The sequence below is a fragment of the Acinetobacter sp. NPDC052428 genome, from assembly GCF_044547685.1.
Classification (GTDB): domain Bacteria; phylum Pseudomonadota; class Gammaproteobacteria; order Pseudomonadales; family Moraxellaceae; genus Acinetobacter; species Acinetobacter lwoffii_G.
On record NZ_JBIUAT010000032.1, the window covers coordinates 1 to 16,303 of the forward strand.

The window sequence follows — 16,303 nt, forward strand, 5'->3', positions numbered from 1 at the left end:
TATCTCAGGTTCAAATTTAAGATTTTAGCAGCACTCCAAACTCTACAATTTGCGTATAGTGGTAGCTAATCACTATATCAATCAAGATACAAGTAGCACTGCTACGCAAGGGAGAGGTTGCTTGAGATAAATAGTCCTAAACCCTGAACGAGGCTTAAGTATTACTTTAAGCTGAAGTGCAAAAAAAAGAGGGCTTAAAAGACTAGGCCAATTCATCATCTTCTGGGCGCGGTGTTTTACCGAGTGGCAATGGCTTTTCACTATGTTTGTCACGGATCACGGATGGATAGGTCCATGAGGCATAGCGCACCACTAATATCGCAAAGGCCAGAATCAGAATCGAACCGGTAATAATCACCAGATCCATGCTGGCTTTATGCGTGTGTTGAATATCTGCAATCAGCAAACGGGTCAGTGCAGTAATGGCAATATAAATCAGGAAACGTACTGGCATATGGTTGGTTTTAAAATAGATGCCGACCATGGCACCCAGTTCCAGATAAATAAACAACAGAAGAATGTCGTCAATGGTGGCGAACTGTTTGACGGTCAGAATGTCGATGACCGTATGGCCAGCGGACCAGATCACCATACAGCCAATAATAAACAGCGCAATATAATGAAAGCTTTCTACAGCAAGATTACCAAGACGGTCGAGGAGCGCTTCAAATTTTTCAATTTTCGGACGTGATTTAGACATATTATCCTCCTGATTTTTCATGTGAAATAAAGATAGTTACAGAATAGCGTGCAAAGATCATGCACAGAATGATTGAATGAAAAATAAAGATTAAATTATTTGAACTTTTGCGCTTATTTTAGACTAAATTGCTATATTGTATGGGTGGTACATTGAATAAATAGGAGAAAAAAGTGTTAGATAAAATTCAAACAAAAATTAGCCAATTAGAAGCCGGAAAAAAATTAATCCTCGGCGTAGGCATTAAGGCTGAAGATATGCAAAAGGTGGTGGAGCTCTGCGAGTCTTTAGAGTCAGAGGGGAATATCAAAATTGTGAATAAACATTCGAATCCGAAAAGCAATAATCAGACGGATACCTTGCTAATTCAAAAAGTTTAATTGTTGCATTTTCATAAAAAACGCCTGCTGATGCAGGCGTTTTTATTGCAGATTTTTAGCTTAAGCTTGAGTCGTGAAATAATCTTCAGAGAAGTTCATGATGACGTCAGAACCTGATTTCACTTTAGTAATGCGTAATGCCAGTTCAGGCAGAATGCGTTGTACAAAGTAACGTGCCAGAGCGATTTTATTTTGATAGAACTCACCGTCTTTATTTTTCGCTGCATTGGTAATGCGCGCGAACATATAAGAGAAGCTCAACAGACCTACAGCGTGCAGATAGTCAACTGCGGTTGCATTCGGGAAGTCATGGCTTTCTCGTGCTGCTTCCAGAATGTACTGAGTCACCGATTCAACTTCAGTTGCTGCATCCAGTGTGGCATCTTTAATAAAGTTTAGATCCGCATCCAGACTATTGGCAAAGTCACGGATTTCAGAGATATATTCAGAGATATATTCGCCGCCACATTTAATGGTTTTGCGGCCGATCAAGTCTTGTGACTGTACACCGTTGGTGCCTTCATAGATCTGGGAAATACGTAGGTCACGGATACATTGCTCCAAGCCCCATTCACGGATATAGCCATGACCACCGAAGACCATTTGTGCATCTAGGGTCGCCTGGAATGCGGTATCCGTTAAATACGCTTTCGCGATTGGTGTTAATAGCGCAACGCGGTCATTGGCTTTTTTCACCGCTTCAGGATCAGTAGAGAATTTGGTGATATCCAGTTGCTGACCTACATAAACTGCAAAGGCACGCGAAGCTTCGTTATTGGCACGTACATTCAGCAGCATACGGCGTACATCACCATGCACCAGAATGCTATCCGCAGGTTTGCTTGGTGACTGAACGCCAGCCGCACTACGACCCTGTAAACGGTCTGTGGCATATTGCGCAGCGTTTTGATAAGCGAATTCAGAAGCACCTAGGCCTTGAATACCCATCGACAGACGTTCGTAGTTCATCATCACGAACATCGCAGCGAGACCTTCGTTTTCTTTACCAACGAGGTAACCTTTGGCACCGTCAAAGTTCATGACACAAGTCGCAGATGCCTTGATTCCCATCTTGTGTTCGATTGAACCTGGGCCGACCGGGTTACGTTCGCCAATAGAACCATCTTCATTGACCAAGAATTTCGGTACGATGAACAGGGAAATACCACGAGAGCCAGCAGGGGCATCTGGGGTTTTCGCTAGAACGAGGTGAATAATATTTTCCGCCAGGTCATGATCACCACCCGTGATGAAAATCTTGGTGCCGCTGATGCTATAAGTGCCGTCTTCGTTACGTTCAGCTTTGGTTTTGATAATACCCAGATCAGTACCGGCATGTGGTTCGGTTAAGCACATGGTGCCTGACCACTCACCCGAATAAATTTTAGGTAAATAGGTTTCTTTTTGTGCTTGTGAAGCATAGCTGTTCAGCGCCATGCCCGCACCAACAGAAAGCAGTGGATACAGCATAAAAGACGGGTTGGTGGCAAACAGCATTTCATCAGAAAGTACCGTTAGCATTTTCGGCATTTCCTGGCCGCCCCATTCCATATCTGCGCCCAGACCAATCCAGCCACCTTCTGCATATTGTTTGAACGCTTCTTTAAAGCCAGCAGGTGTGGTCACATTACCATTTTCAATTTTTGCGCCTTCTTCATCGCCGGTACGGTTCAGAGGAAGCATGACGTTTTGAGAAAATTTTGCCATTTCTTCAAGAATCGCTTCTGCTGTCGCAGCATCCAGATGCGCTAGATTTTCATTGGCCTGCCAGAATTGTTCTGCATTGAAGACATCGTTCAGGATGAATTTCATATCGGCAAGTGGCGCGTTATAAATTGGCATGGTGTGTCACCTGTTTATTGTTTGATTAAATGAGTTTTAATCAGTCTAAAACACTCAAAATCTGAATGTTAGACGACTAAAGGTTAATTCTGTAACTCTTTATAAAGAAAAAGGACTGCCTGTTGATTGACCGTCCTTTTTCTGAAATGTAGCTAGTCTGAGACTAACTTAGAATGCAAAGTGTTCCGCATCCAGGTTCATCAATGGCTCTACACCTGTCGCAATCACTTCAACGTGTGAACGAACGCGTGGCAGGATTTTCTTGAAGTAGAAGCGTGCTGTCGTCACTTTGGCATTGTAGAAATCAACCTCAGTGGTGCCCGCAGCCAGTTGCTCCTGAGCAACCAATGCCATACGTGCCCATAGGTAAGCTAGAGTGACATAACCAGAGAAGTAGAGGTAATCGACTGCAGCCGCACCCACTTCTTCAGGGTTTTGCATCGCGCGCATACCAATCTGCATGGTCAGATCGCCCCATTCTTTGTTCAAGGCAGCCAATGGTTCAACGAATTCTTTCATTGCAGCATTGTCTTTGTGCGCTTCAGCAAATTTATGGATGATCTTGGTGAAGTCTTTCAACATTGCACCTTGCGTACCCAATACTTTACGGCCTAACAAGTCTAGTGCCTGAATTTCAGTGGTACCTTCGTACAGGCAAGCAATACGTGTATCACGTACGATCTGCTCCATACCGTGCTCAGAAATAAAGCCATGACCACCGAATACCTGAACACCGTGTTTCGCAGCTTCAGAACCGGTTTCAGTCAGGAATGCTTTTGCGATTGGTGTTAGCAATGACAGGATGTTGTCTGCAAATTTACGGTCTGCTTCTTCTGCAGCATGTTCAACCACGTCAGCATATTGTGCTAATAGATAAACCAGTGCACGACCGCCTTCTGCATATGCTTTTTGCGTCAACAGCATGTTACGTACAGCAGGATGTACAATGATTGGATCTGCTTCTTTTTCTGGTGCTTTAGGGCCACTTAAAGAGCGCATTGCCAGACGATCTTTTGCGTATGCAAGCGCGCCTTGGAATGAACCTTCAGATGCTGCAAGACCTTGAACTGCTGTACCGATACGTGCTGTGTTCATGAACGTGAACATGCAGTTCAAGCCGCGGTTTTCAGGTCCAATCAGGAAGCCTTTAGCATTGTCAAAGTTGATGACACAAGTCGCGTTACCATGGATACCCATCTTGTGTTCGATCGAACCACAACGTACGCCGTTACGCTCGCCAATAGAACCGTCAGCATTCAGGTTGAATTTTGGCACGATGAATAATGAGATACCTTTGGTACCTTTCGGTGCACCTGGCAGACGAGCAAGTACGATATGGATAATGTTCTCTGCCATGTCGTGTTCACCAGCAGAGATAAAGATCTTCTCGCCAGAGATTGCGTAGCTACCGTCCGCTTGTGGTTCAGCTTTAGTACGGATAATACCCAAGTCAGAACCCGCATGAGATTCAGTTAAGCACATGGTACCCGTCCATTCACCTGAAACCAGTTTAGGCAGGTAAGCGTCTTTTTGTTCAGCTGAACCATGATGTTCTAAAGTACGAACCGCACCGTGAGACAGGCCAGGGTACATGCCCCATGCCCAGTTCGCAGTACCCACCATTTCAGAAATCGCGATACCTAAAGAGTTCGGTAAGCCTTGACCGCCGTATTGTTCTTCAGCAGAAAGAGAAGGGAAGCCAAGCTCGATGTATTTTTGGTACGCTTCTTTAAAGCCAGTCGGAGTCGTAACAACGCCGTCATTCCAGGTACAGCCTTCACGGTCACCGGTCTGGTTGATCGGAGACAATTCGTTTTCACAGAAGTCGGCCGCAGCTTCTAAGTACTGATCTACCAGCTCACGGCTTACGTTTTCTTGGAATGCAGGGAGATTTGCATAGTGTTGTTCAGCATTTAATAATTCATGCAACACAAATTGCATATCACGTATAGGCGCTTTGTATTGTGGCATATCGGTTTCCTCAATACTGGTTGAACCAGCGTTATAATCTTAGATGAACTAAAACCTGTCTTCACTGACACGGTTTGGAATGATCTAATCGTGCAACAACTTCCCCTGCGGTACAAGCTTTTCGGGGTGTTTTCTTGGTGACTGTAAAGTCAAAGATTAATCTGCATGACGCATTAAAGGTCTTGAGTATAAAGACTTTAGCCATATTCTGCAGGAAACGAATAGTCAACTGTATGCATGAAAGAGCACGCAATAAAAAAGCACCCGAAGGTGCTAGTCGTGAAGCCTTGATTCCTATGCATTAATAGGTAGAGGCTGTGGGCTGGAAACGGACATGACATTTGCCATTGATAGTTTGTTCGCTCATCTTGATCTGTGCAGCAGTCCCGTCTTTTTTGCCTTGACAGGCTTGCAGCATGGCTCGTTGATGTGCCTGATGTTGAGCGAGGCGCTGATCAAACTGTTTAGTCAATTCTGCACGTTTGGCATCCGTCAAGACTTCACCGTGCATCATGCCTCTACGCATATCAGCACGCATTGGACGATGCTCAGCTTTCATGTCGCGATGGCTTTTCATCTCTTTACGATCTGCTTTAAAGACCATCTTGCAGGTGCCGTCTATGGTTTTATCGCCAGTCTTGATTTGAACGGCCGAGCCCACAGCTTTATTGTCGCAGGCCTGTTGAAGCTGTTTGGCAAACTGCATGCGTTCTGCACGCTTTGCCTTAAACTGCTCACGCTGTTCGGGAGTTAGATGCTGTTTTTTGCCTTCATGATGTTTCATCATGTGGGGATGATCATTGCTTGGCACATTGCTGGTGGATTGACAGGCAGTCAACGCACCCATTGATAAAACACTTGCACTGATTAAAGCTATTTTTGTCATGGTTTGCATTGTATTTATCCTGTCAAGAAGCTGATTCTATGTTAGATAAAGATTAAACAATAAAGATGAAGAAACAATGAAGAGTTTTTTGCCTCGGTGTTCGCTACAATAATGAATATAGAAGAAAAATTGAGATTTTACTTTTGAACATTCGCCGTATTCCCATTGCATTACGTCTATTTTTGACCGTGCTGTTGACCACGCTGGTCATTACCACGGTGAGCCTAGGTGTATTGCATCTGAATATGCAGCGTAATTTCGCCCGCTATGTCGCTGATGTCGAAATGCAGAAGCTGGATTATGTGATTGAAAATCTGGCAGATGTCTATGCAGTCTATCAGGACTGGGGCAACGCGATTCAGGCACAGATTCTCCAGATGGAAGGTGAAGCCGCACCAGATGATTATGACCGATTATCACGCTGGTGGTTACGCCGCCAGTATGATATTGCCTTGCAGCAGCGTTATTTTCAGGAACAGACCTTGGCTCAAGTGGCACCGAGTATGGTGAATCCAGAGCTGCCACAACGTCAGGTCAATGAAGAAGAATTACGTTTACTAGCATCTAATTTGCCTTCCCAGTTTCAGCCTTTTGAAGGCTTGAAATTCCCGCTCAGTTCTAATCAAAATCTGTTTAGAACTGATCGCAAAAATGGTAAGCAGCCAGCCCAGCAACCGACTGGTAAAAAACAGTTTATTCAGATGCCGGACCGTCTTGGCCTCAGTTCACGTCTCTCACTGTATGATGCCAAGCGTCGTTTCGTAGTGGGTGAGGCTTCAGATGAACAGATTTCTTATCGCCCGATTATGGTGAATAATCAGATTGTCGGCTATTTGGGCTTAAAACCGGTACTAGATCAGGATGATGCGCTCAGTATTAATTTCTTCAGTAACCAAAAGCGTTATTTATTTCTGGTTTATGCTCTCAGTATTTTGGCGAGTCTGATAGCTTCCCTGTTATTGGCGACTTATTTCAAAAAACCGATTCAACGTTTGCTCAATGGTACGCGTGCCTTGACTCAGGGAAATTATCAATATCAGGTTAAAGTGAACCGGAATGATGAATTAGGTGATTTATTCAATGAATTAAATGCATTGGCGGTGATTCTGGATCAGCATGAAACCTCACGCCGTCAGTGGGTGGCAGATACCTCACATGAGTTAAAAACGCCACTAGCAGTCTTACAGGCACAGATTGAAGCGATGCAGGACGGAATCCGTAAACCAACCCCTGAACATTTTGCTTCCATGCTGGCTCAGGTGAACAGTCTGAAAAAACTGACCCAAGATCTGGCCGCATTGGCACAGGTCGATGCCCAGCAATTGCAATTCTATTTCTCGACGGTGAATCCGTGGGAGGTTGTGCAGCAGGAACTCATTAACTTCCAGCCGAACTTTGAACAGGCTGAATTAGTGGTTACTGCAGATGGCGAAGGGACTGATTTAAATCTGGATCTAGATCGTTTTAAACAGATTGTGGCGAACTTGCTGAGTAACAGTATTCGCTATACTGAAGCAGGCGGGCAAGTGCATATTCATACGACACAAGATGATAAAGAATGGACCTTATATATCGATGATAGTCCGTTTGGTCTGACTGATGAACAACTGGCGCGTATTGGTGAGCGTTTCTACCGTGTCGATGATTCTCGTACCCGGGCGACTGGCGGAACCGGACTGGGTTTGGCATTATCATGTAAAATTACGCAGGCGCTGGGCGGCAGCTTAAGCTTTGCACATTCACCACTGGGTGGTTTACGATGCAAGCTGAGCTTTCCTAAACAAATGAAACCATGAAGGGAATAGATTGATGAAACATGTCATGCTGGTTGAAGATGAAATCGAACTTGCACAGTTGGTGCGAGACTATCTGGAAGCTGCTGGTTTTGAGGTCAGTATGTTTCATGATGGGCAGGAAGCATATAACAGTTTTACCCAGCGTAAACCGAGTCTGATGATTCTGGACTTGATGGTGCCGCGTATGGACGGCCTGACCATTTGCCGTAAGGTACGTGAACAGTCAGATTTGCCAATTATCATGGTAACCGCACGTACTGAAGAAATCGACCGTGTACTGGGTCTGAATATGGGTGCAGATGATTATCTCTGTAAACCGTTTAGTCCGAAGGAGCTGGTCGCGCGCGTACAGGCTGTGTTACGTCGTCTGGATCGTAAATCAGAACCGGAAAGCAATGATTTATTCCGCATGGACAAATCACAACAGCGCATCTGGTATCAACAAAAAGCCTTGAATTTAACGCCGACCGAATTCCGTTTACTGGAGTTATTCCTGGAACATGTCGGACAGGTATATTCACGTGCGCAATTGCTGGATCATATTAATCCGGACAGTTTTGATGTGGCTGACCGTGTTATTGACAGTCATATCAAGAATTTGCGCCGTAAGATTTCAGATGCAGCTGAAACCGGTAACCGTCATGAGTGGATTCAGGCGGTGTATGGGGTCGGTTACCGTTTTGAATATCCTGAAGATTGATTAAGTTTTTAATGTTTAAGAGAGGCGAATAGGTGAGAACTTATTCGCTTTTTTTATATCTGAAACTGGCAAGTATAAGAGGGTTAAAAATAATGAATATCATGATTCGAGATGAGCAAATAGATGACATTCAGGCAATTGAAGAGTTAACAACAGCCGCTTTTAAAAACATTGAATATTCAAGTCATGCTGAACATTTTATTATCAATGCATTAAGGAAAAAGCATCAACTGACGTTATCGTTAGTTGCTCTTGAAAATAATATTGTTGTTGGGCATATTGCCGTGTCTCCCGTATCAATGTCTTCGGGTGCAGCAGGGTGGTTTGGATTAGGCCCTATTTCAGTTTTGCCTGATCAAAAAGGTTTAGGCATTGGTTCAAGGCTTGTATATGCAGCACTGGACAGACTGAAAGCATTGGATGCAAAAGGCTGTGTGCTATTAGGCGATCCCAAGTATTATGCTCGTTTTGGCTTTCAACCCATTGCCGATTTAGTTTTGGAAAATGTACCAGCTGAATATTTTCAAGCGATCAGTTTTGATGGGGCTTTTCCGAAAGCCCAGGTATTTTATGATGAAGCATTTAATGCAACTAAATAACTGACGGTATATTGAATATTATTCTAATGATGAATCTTAAATTTTTTATATACATTATTCCTATACAAGGTGGGAACTTATCGTACTGTTTTAAGTAGCTCAATTCGCTGCCGATCGACTTTCTTTAACTTTAATACTACTAACTCATAAGAATTTAGCACCAAATCTCCAACCAAAGACCCATCTAGTTCTTCATCTTCATAAACTGAGATCCAGTGCTGCTTATTCATATGCCAGCCTGTACGGATATAAGGATAAATGTCTCGAAGCATGGCGCCGTGTTCAGGCTCGACTTTTAAATTAATCGCAGCTTTTCCTTGCAAATGAAAAGTCAGCATAAAGACTTTATCCATGACTTTATAAACATCACAGCCCTCAGCAAAAGGCTGAGTCACAGTGACTTCAGGAAGTTTTAAAGCAGTAAATGATGCAATTTGATGTAAAGACATAAGCTATGGATAAATCATCAGAAAACTGTGGATAATGCTTAAATTATCCACAGTTTTTGTTTGGGATGTGAATAAATTAAGACGAACAGCTGACCATGACTTCAGGCACGTCACTCGGCAATGGCGCTAAATCTTCAGGCTGTTCCAAATCGGGCTGTTTCAGGTAAGGCTGACTGAGTAATTTAAACAGACGGTCGACTTCAGAAAAATCATCCCGTTCTGCCAGTTCAATGGCTTTCTGTGCCATATGATTACGCAGAATATAATGCGGATTGGCCAGTTGCATGGCGGCGTCTAATTCTTCAATATCTTGGTGTTCACGGATAGATTCATATTGCGCCAAGAATGCTTCAAACTGACGACGGTCTAAGCAATCATCTTTCATGGCTTCATAGTCTTTATTTTGCAACCGGATAAAACTTTGGGTGTAGTCCAGTTGTTCACTCTGTAAAATGCGCAGAAAGGCCATTGCGCAGTCAAAACTGTCTTTATGGAAACTTGGCAAGCCCATTTTCTGGTTTAAACCATGTTTATAATGCTCTAAAAATGTTGGCTCATAGTGCTCCAGACACGCTGCTAAATCCTGTTTCCATTGTTCTTTGTCATAATCTGTAGGGCAGAGCGGCACCAGATTGTTTAACCATTGCCACAAATTCCAGTGTCCGATACTTGGCTGCTGCTGATAGGTATAACGCCCTTGGTAATCCGAGTGGTTATTGATCCAGTTCGGACGGAAGCGCTCCATAAAGCCATAAGGACCAAAGTCCAAAGTTGAACCGGTAATATTCAGGTTGTCGGTATTCATCACGCCATGTGCAAAACCGACCAGTTGCCATTTGGCAATCATCACCGCAGTGCGCTGAATAACTTTGGTGGCAAAGCTCAGAATCGGCTGTTCGTCTTGCAGACATTCCGAATAATGCCATTCGATACATTTCTGGGTAAATTCAGCCAGCAGATCTGGCTGATACTGATTGATCCATTCGAAATGACCGAAACGGATATGACAATCCGAAGTGCGCAACATCATCGCGCCCGGCTCTAGCTTCTCACGCTGAATACCTTGCATTGATGAAGTAAAACCGACCGCATTACTGGATGCTACACCCAAGGCATTTAAGGCATGACCCGCCAGATACTCACGAATGACTGACCGCAGCACGGCACGACCATCGCCCATGCGTGAATATGGCGTTGCACCAGCACCTTTTAGATGTAGGTCAATGGTCTGCTGGTTCTGATCCAGAATCTGAGCAATCAACAACCCACGACCATCTCCCAACTGTCCTGCCCATTGCCCAAACTGATGGCCTGCATAGACCATAGCCAAAGGTTCAAACTCAGCAAAGACTTTCTGACCACTACAAATCTCGACCCATTGCGCCTTGTCTTCATCCGACCATTGTAGTTGTTCTGCCAAAGCGGCATTGAAGTGCCCGGCTTTTGCACCTTTTAACGGCAGCGGAACTTGATGATGATAGAGGCGAGCAGGTAGTGTTTGATAGCGAGAGTTAAAATACATAGCATCAGTACAGGATTGGAATACATGAACTATAACAAAGATAGCTGTATAAAACTGTTGTATAAGCGAGAGTTCACGTTATCTTTCGGACATAAAAAAAGCCCCAATCGGGGCTTTAGTGTTCAACAGCTTTTATTGAGAAACTGCAGATTTTTTCAGATTACGAACCAGTAGATTCAAGGTTTGACGATGATGGGAAAGACGCTGTTCAACCAGCTGGAATTCAACTTTCAGCTTGTCATCCATCTGATGGATTTTTTCAGCCATCGATGCTTTCTTGACCTGAATTTCCTGTTCTTTCAGCTTCGCCCAGTCATTTAAAGTTTGGGTAAATGCATCATATTCCTGTGCGATCTTGGTTTTTACCGCCGAGATATCTTCAGAAACATCATGGCCATATACCGCAAGATCCTGTTCAGCATATTTAAACTTCATTGCCAATTCCGCTTTTTTGATATTAAAGCTAGGAATGCGGCGCAAGTTTTTAGCTAAACCAAGTTTAGAACAAGTCCAGATCAACCATTTAGTTGGATCGTACTGCCACCATTTCACGCCGTTACGGTAATCGTATTGGAAAATATGGTGATAGTTATGATAACCCTCACCCCAAGTTGCAACCGCGAGTACGAAGTTGTCACGTGCAGTATTTTCGTCGGTATAAGGACGATTTCCCCACATGTGGCACAGTGAGTTAATGAAGAAGGTCACATGATGGCTCAGGATTAAACGCATTAATCCACCCAATAGCAACACGCCCCAGACATCGCCGACTGCCCAGCCGATTGGAAGTAAAATCGCAGCATGAACAGCAATCACTAAAGGAACGTAGTATTTGTCCTGAAACATTACCACTTTGTCTTTTAACAGATCTGGCGCATTTTTATAGTTGGCAGCACCAGATGGATAATCACGTAACATCCAGCCAATGTGTGCATACCAGAAGCCTTTATTGATCGAGTACGGGTCTTGATCAACATCATCGACATGACGGTGATGGGTACGGTGACCAGATGCCCAGAATAAAATACTGTTCTGTACAGCAAATGTACCCATAATCATCAAGATGATTTTTAATGGTAAAGTGGCTTCATAAGCACGATGTGCCCACAGGCGATGGTATCCTGCTGTAATGCCGAGGCTGCTTACGCCCAGTAAAACAAACATACTGATCCAAGCGGCAGCGCTAAAATCATGGTGATACGCATACAACGGAATCGCGATCAGGGCTACGATTGGTAAAAATACCAATGCAAACACAGCAATCCAGTTGATGGGGGCTTTGGGTAAGGGAGCATTCATCTCCAACAGCACTCCTAGAACCTCGGAAGGTATAACAAAAAGCAGAAACTACTGTTGGTTTTAACAGCAGCCTATCTTGTCCATATTAGCATGCGCCCTAAGGCATCACTAGCATTATTGTACGGTTGTATTGTACTTGTCGGTAACAGAATAAGTAGGGCAGAAGTGACCATTTTGCGAGCGTAGACAGGCTCTGATTTCCGACTAAGTAACTGAGGATTATCACTCTTTCAGAAAATGGAAACGGAATGAATCAGATGAAAATCGTTGTTCATAATTTCTACAATATTATCAGGAAATTTGCAGAATATAGAGGTTGGGCAACTTAATTTCACTTTTAAATAAAATCTGATTAAGGAAGGTTCACACTTTCATTATTGCGTCATCGAAATGAACTGGGTCAAGAAATACCTAGATCAATCAAGGCTAAGAGAGATTATTTAGAGTTGTTGTAGCATCAGTTTTGGATAATCGGTAATCAGCCCCTGAATGCCCCAGTCTCGCAGCTGTTTCGCACGGGTGATATCATTGACTGTCCAGACACTGATATTCAACTCGGCAGCCTGCGTGGCTTGAATCAGGTCTTTACTGGCCATTTCGTCCATCCAGCCAATATGACAGCATCCAAGTTCCAGCGCCTGATCAATGGCCTGATGTTTGACATCGGTTTCAATCAATAAACCGCGTTTTAAACGTGAGTTTTGCTGTTTGAAGGCATCCAGAATTTTGGCATCAAAGCTGGTAATAATGGCTGCCTGCTCATAGCCTTGTAACTGCTGTTCGACTTCAAACGCGATTTTTTCAGCTGCTGCTTCAGATGCTACGCTTTTAATTTCGACTTCAATATGCTCGAAATTTCGAATGACATTTAAGGTTTGATCGAGCAATGGGGTCGCTTCGATTTTATTCCATTCTGACCAGGCCACTGCGTGATTATATTGGGTAAGATCTTGACGGTTACACTCGTATAGATGCTTCTGCAAACCGGTGGTACGCACAAAGTCGTCATCATGCATGATGATTAAGGCATTGTCTTTGAGCTGACGGACATCAAACTCAACGGCGCGAATGCCGATCTCCTGAATATATTGAAAACCGCCCAAGGTATTTTCAGGGGCTTCGCCACGTGCACCACGATGACCAATTATGCGCATAAGATGCTCATGAGTGGGAAAGTTAAGTTCATTTTGCGAGGGCTACGTGACAGAAGGATGACACTTTCTATTTTCGTCAGATGCTCTGTAAAATCAAGAGACATCTGATGGGTATTTTCAGATGCTAACTTGAAACATAATTTTACTTTTCGATGCTGTCATTGATATTTTTTTGCCACAGCACTTCGGAACCGCCCTCGCTTCGTTGCAGGGTGCGTGATGCTACAAATAACCAGTCCGATAAACGGTTAAGTAGTTGCAGTGACGCTGCCTGAATATTTTGGTCACGGTGATGAACTGACATTACGCTGCGTTCTGCACGACGGCAAACCGCACGAGCCTGATGGGCAAAACTACATACCAATGTGCCTGCCGGCAGAATAAAATCTTTGAGCATTGGTAAGGCCGCATTCATTCGGTCGATATCATTTTCCAAAAACTCAATCGATACCGGTTGCACCAGATTAAAACCCGGAATGCAGACTTCGCCGCCCAGATCAAATAGCCAGTGCTGAATCAGGCTTAAAGATTTATCCCAAGCGGCTTGATCTTTAATAGTGCTTGCTGAAATTTGTGCGCGTAATACGCCAATCACGGCATTCAGTTCGTCGACATCGCCGAGTGCATCAATACGTAAATCATCTTTGGCAACACGTGAGCCATCACCGAGTCCGGTAGTGCCTGAATCGCCTGTGCGCGTGTAAATTTTACTTAAACGGTGGCCCATATGTGTTCCTTGAATTTTTAATGAAGATAATAAAAAAGGATAATGTCGGTCATAACATTATCCATAAACTGCGCTGTTTTAAAGTTTTTTGCTGTTTAGAGCTTAGTATTTAAAAGTGATTCCAATAGAAGCGAGGCGGTCACTGGCAATGTAATAAGATGTGGCATCATTAAATGCTGTTTTGTAATTGGTATCACCTAGGTTACGAATATTCACAAAGGTTTTTAAGTGAGGATTCACTTGCCAATAGGCATTCATATCAATGACTGCATAGCCTGGAATAAGGCCTTTATCCTCCTTAGATTTACCTTTAGCTACTAAAGACGTGGACGCACCATACTGACCATTATCCCAACCCAAGGTTAGGTTGAAGTTTTGGCGTGGGCGATTTGGCAAATCTTTATCTTTATCATCGTTCTTGGCTTGAATATACGCATATTCAGCATTGGCATAGAAGTCATCTTGTGTCAATTTTAAACCCAATTCAGCACCATTAAAGGTGGCGCTGTCCATATTTTCAAATACCCAGTTGGTATCTCCGTTAGAGACCATAATATTGTCGACTTGGGTTTGAAAAGCAGAACCGTATAATGTCATTGATGGGGTGATTAGATGATCAAAACCAATTTCATAAGATACACTTTCTTCTGGTTGTAGGTCAGGATTACCGCCCCACCAAGCGGGTTCACTAATAATTTGCCCGACAACTGGGGCACGAAATGCTGTTCCGACATTGGCATAAATACTTGATGTAGGGCTTAGGGTATGTCGAACAGCGAGTTGTCCTACACTATGTGTACCAAATTGCTGATTGTCTTCAACTCGAATACCCGCTTGGGTGCTGATGACATCATTTTGATATTGGTGCTGTAAATAATAGCCAGTGCTATCATTTTCATCTTTAAAGGTGTTTAAACTTTCAGCTTCTGTCTTATTGTAATGTACACCCGCAAGAAGTTTATGCTCGGCGTTGATTTGCCATTGAATATTGGAATCTATTTCTTGTTGTTCAGTGATTACAGTCGATGGATAAGCGCTTTGTACAATTACGTATTCATCTTCAAATTGTGATAGGCGAGTTTCCCACACTAAATTTGGATTAAGCTTAAAATAACCTTTAATATTATAAAGGCGATTGGTGAAATCATAAGCTTCTGGTGCACCAGAAGAGAAGTAGTCGCCGTGACCTTCATTTTCTTTAAATTCCGCTGACAATCCAAAGTTGTCTTGATCAACGCCTAATTTCGCTGAATAGCCTTTTTGATCGAAACCTGCTTTTTTAGCTTGATTGCTAATAATTTGGTCACCATCTGTTTCTAGGCGTTGCCCACGAATTTGGGCGTAATAGCCATTTTCAGCAGCATCAACACCGACAAGTGATTTGTAGGTATTTTTTTCACCGACTTCGACCGTTGTAAACGCACTATTTTCTGTCGGTGTTTTGGAAATGAGTTGAATTACACCTCCAATTGCATCAGTACCATATTGTACCGATGCAGGGCCTTTTAGAATTTCAATTTGCTTAATGTCTGTCGTATCAATTAAATGTAAATTTGTACCTGCAACAGTTGCGGTATTTGAGCGCATACCATCTTGTAAAATTAAGGTATGTGCGGCATTGCTGCCACGCAAGAAAATTGAAGCTGGTTGACCATAGCCACCCACTTGTTTGACTGATAGCGCTGCTTCTTTCGTTAATAATGAAGGTAAGTCAGCAATAGGGGATTGTTGAATCGTTTTTTCATCAATCACATTTAGACGCATCGGCACATTTTCAATATTTTGTTCGCTGCGTGATGCCGTGATCACAATGGTATCTAAAGATGCTTTCGCAACTTTTTGCTCGTTAGCAAAAACAGATGAAGTGGTACCCAACGCAAGTGCGATCGCACCTACCAAGGCAGTAGGTTGACAATGAAGTGACATGTTAAAGCTCCATACATTCACTTCCCCGTGAATGATTGAGTTATAGAACACAGCAAGCAGGTTTCCGGACTTAAATGTGCAAAGCAGCGACTTTGCTGTATATCCACCTTCCCACATCAAGATGCAGTGGTGTAAACCAAAGAGTTTAAATTGAGATACGTTTCATTTTTTACCGTTGCGGGGGCAGTGCTGGATTTACACCAGCTTCCCTAAAGCCTGAAGGCTTGGACTTGCTGCAAAGTGAGCGCAGTATAAAGTCAATATGAGTTATACACAATCTGCATAGAGAATAATCCAGATGAACTTTACGCAAGTCAGAAAAATTGCATTACAATGATTTGCCCCAATCTTA

General features: G+C 43.4%; 14 protein-coding genes and 1 riboswitch. Of the genes, 4 read left to right on the plus strand and 10 right to left on the minus strand.

Annotation, left to right across the window (positions count from 1 at the left end; all coding sequences use genetic code 11):
• Positions 1-202: 202 nt before the first annotated feature.
• Complete coding sequence (locus tag ACIG3F_RS13425) at positions 203-700, minus strand: phosphate-starvation-inducible protein PsiE (RefSeq protein WP_004647497.1); 498 nt, start codon at positions 698-700, stop codon at positions 203-205.
• 173 nt (positions 701-873) lie between these two features.
• On the opposite strand from ACIG3F_RS13425, the gene ACIG3F_RS13430 reads away from it, so the two are divergent.
• Positions 874-1,080, plus strand: coding sequence for a hypothetical protein (locus ACIG3F_RS13430; protein WP_005261855.1), 207 nt, complete (start codon positions 874-876; stop codon positions 1,078-1,080).
• Between the two features lie 60 nt (positions 1,081-1,140).
• Here the strand turns inward: ACIG3F_RS13430 and ACIG3F_RS13435 are convergent, their stop codons facing one another.
• The 3 genes from ACIG3F_RS13435 to ACIG3F_RS13445 form a co-directional block, all read right to left on the minus strand.
• On the minus strand, positions 1,141-2,922 hold the full coding sequence (locus ACIG3F_RS13435; protein ID WP_005103290.1) for an acyl-CoA dehydrogenase C-terminal domain-containing protein: 1,782 nt from the start codon (positions 2,920-2,922) through the stop codon (positions 1,141-1,143).
• A 168-nt stretch (positions 2,923-3,090) separates the two neighbouring features.
• Positions 3,091-4,893, minus strand: coding sequence for an acyl-CoA dehydrogenase C-terminal domain-containing protein (locus ACIG3F_RS13440; RefSeq protein ID WP_191112206.1), 1,803 nt, complete (start codon positions 4,891-4,893; stop codon positions 3,091-3,093).
• Between the two features lie 301 nt (positions 4,894-5,194).
• Entirely contained in the window at positions 5,195-5,788 is a 594-nt protein-coding gene (locus tag ACIG3F_RS13445) for a hypothetical protein (RefSeq protein ID WP_138743080.1), read from the minus strand.
• Positions 5,789-5,922: 134 nt separating this feature from the next.
• Here ACIG3F_RS13445 and baeS point away from each other — a divergent pair, with 134 nt between their 5' ends.
• From baeS to ACIG3F_RS13460, 3 genes are all read left to right on the plus strand, one after another.
• Positions 5,923-7,575, plus strand: a complete 1,653-nt coding sequence (gene baeS, locus ACIG3F_RS13450; protein WP_191112207.1) for a sensor histidine kinase efflux regulator BaeS — start codon at positions 5,923-5,925, stop codon at positions 7,573-7,575.
• A gap of 13 nt (positions 7,576-7,588) precedes the next feature.
• A complete protein-coding gene (locus ACIG3F_RS13455) occupies positions 7,589-8,275 on the plus strand; it encodes a response regulator (RefSeq protein WP_004278304.1) in 687 nt (228 codons plus the stop codon).
• A gap of 92 nt (positions 8,276-8,367) precedes the next feature.
• Positions 8,368-8,874, plus strand: coding sequence for a GNAT family N-acetyltransferase (locus ACIG3F_RS13460; RefSeq protein WP_129716412.1), 507 nt, complete (start codon positions 8,368-8,370; stop codon positions 8,872-8,874).
• Positions 8,875-8,951: 77 nt separating this feature from the next.
• Here ACIG3F_RS13460 and ACIG3F_RS13465 read toward each other — a convergent pair whose 3' ends face one another.
• From ACIG3F_RS13465 to ACIG3F_RS13490, 6 genes are all read right to left on the minus strand, one after another.
• Positions 8,952-9,323 carry an MmcQ/YjbR family DNA-binding protein gene (locus tag ACIG3F_RS13465; RefSeq protein WP_129716414.1) on the minus strand — a complete coding sequence of 124 codons (372 nt, stop codon included), beginning with the start codon at positions 9,321-9,323 and terminating at the stop codon, positions 8,952-8,954.
• 76 nt (positions 9,324-9,399) lie between these two features.
• The gene (locus ACIG3F_RS13470) at positions 9,400-10,845 is read right to left on the minus strand and encodes a YdiU family protein (RefSeq protein ID WP_191112208.1); all 1,446 of its coding nucleotides are present in this window, start codon (positions 10,843-10,845) and stop codon (positions 9,400-9,402) included.
• A gap of 132 nt (positions 10,846-10,977) precedes the next feature.
• On the minus strand, positions 10,978-12,144 hold the full coding sequence (locus tag ACIG3F_RS13475; RefSeq protein ID WP_004647507.1) for an acyl-CoA desaturase: 1,167 nt from the start codon (positions 12,142-12,144) through the stop codon (positions 10,978-10,980).
• Between the two features lie 440 nt (positions 12,145-12,584).
• On the minus strand, positions 12,585-13,298 hold the full coding sequence (locus ACIG3F_RS13480) for a glycerophosphodiester phosphodiesterase (protein ID WP_191112209.1): 714 nt from the start codon (positions 13,296-13,298) through the stop codon (positions 12,585-12,587).
• Positions 13,299-13,440: 142 nt separating this feature from the next.
• Positions 13,441-14,025: a cob(I)yrinic acid a,c-diamide adenosyltransferase gene (locus ACIG3F_RS13485; protein WP_191112210.1), complete on the minus strand. Its 585-nt coding sequence runs from the start codon at positions 14,023-14,025 to the stop codon at positions 13,441-13,443.
• 102 nt (positions 14,026-14,127) lie between these two features.
• Entirely contained in the window at positions 14,128-15,951 is a 1,824-nt protein-coding gene (locus ACIG3F_RS13490) for a TonB-dependent siderophore receptor (protein ID WP_191112211.1), read from the minus strand.
• 37 nt (positions 15,952-15,988) lie between these two features.
• A riboswitch (cobalamin riboswitch) is annotated at positions 15,989-16,200 on the minus strand.
• Positions 16,201-16,303: the final 103 nt, after the last annotated feature.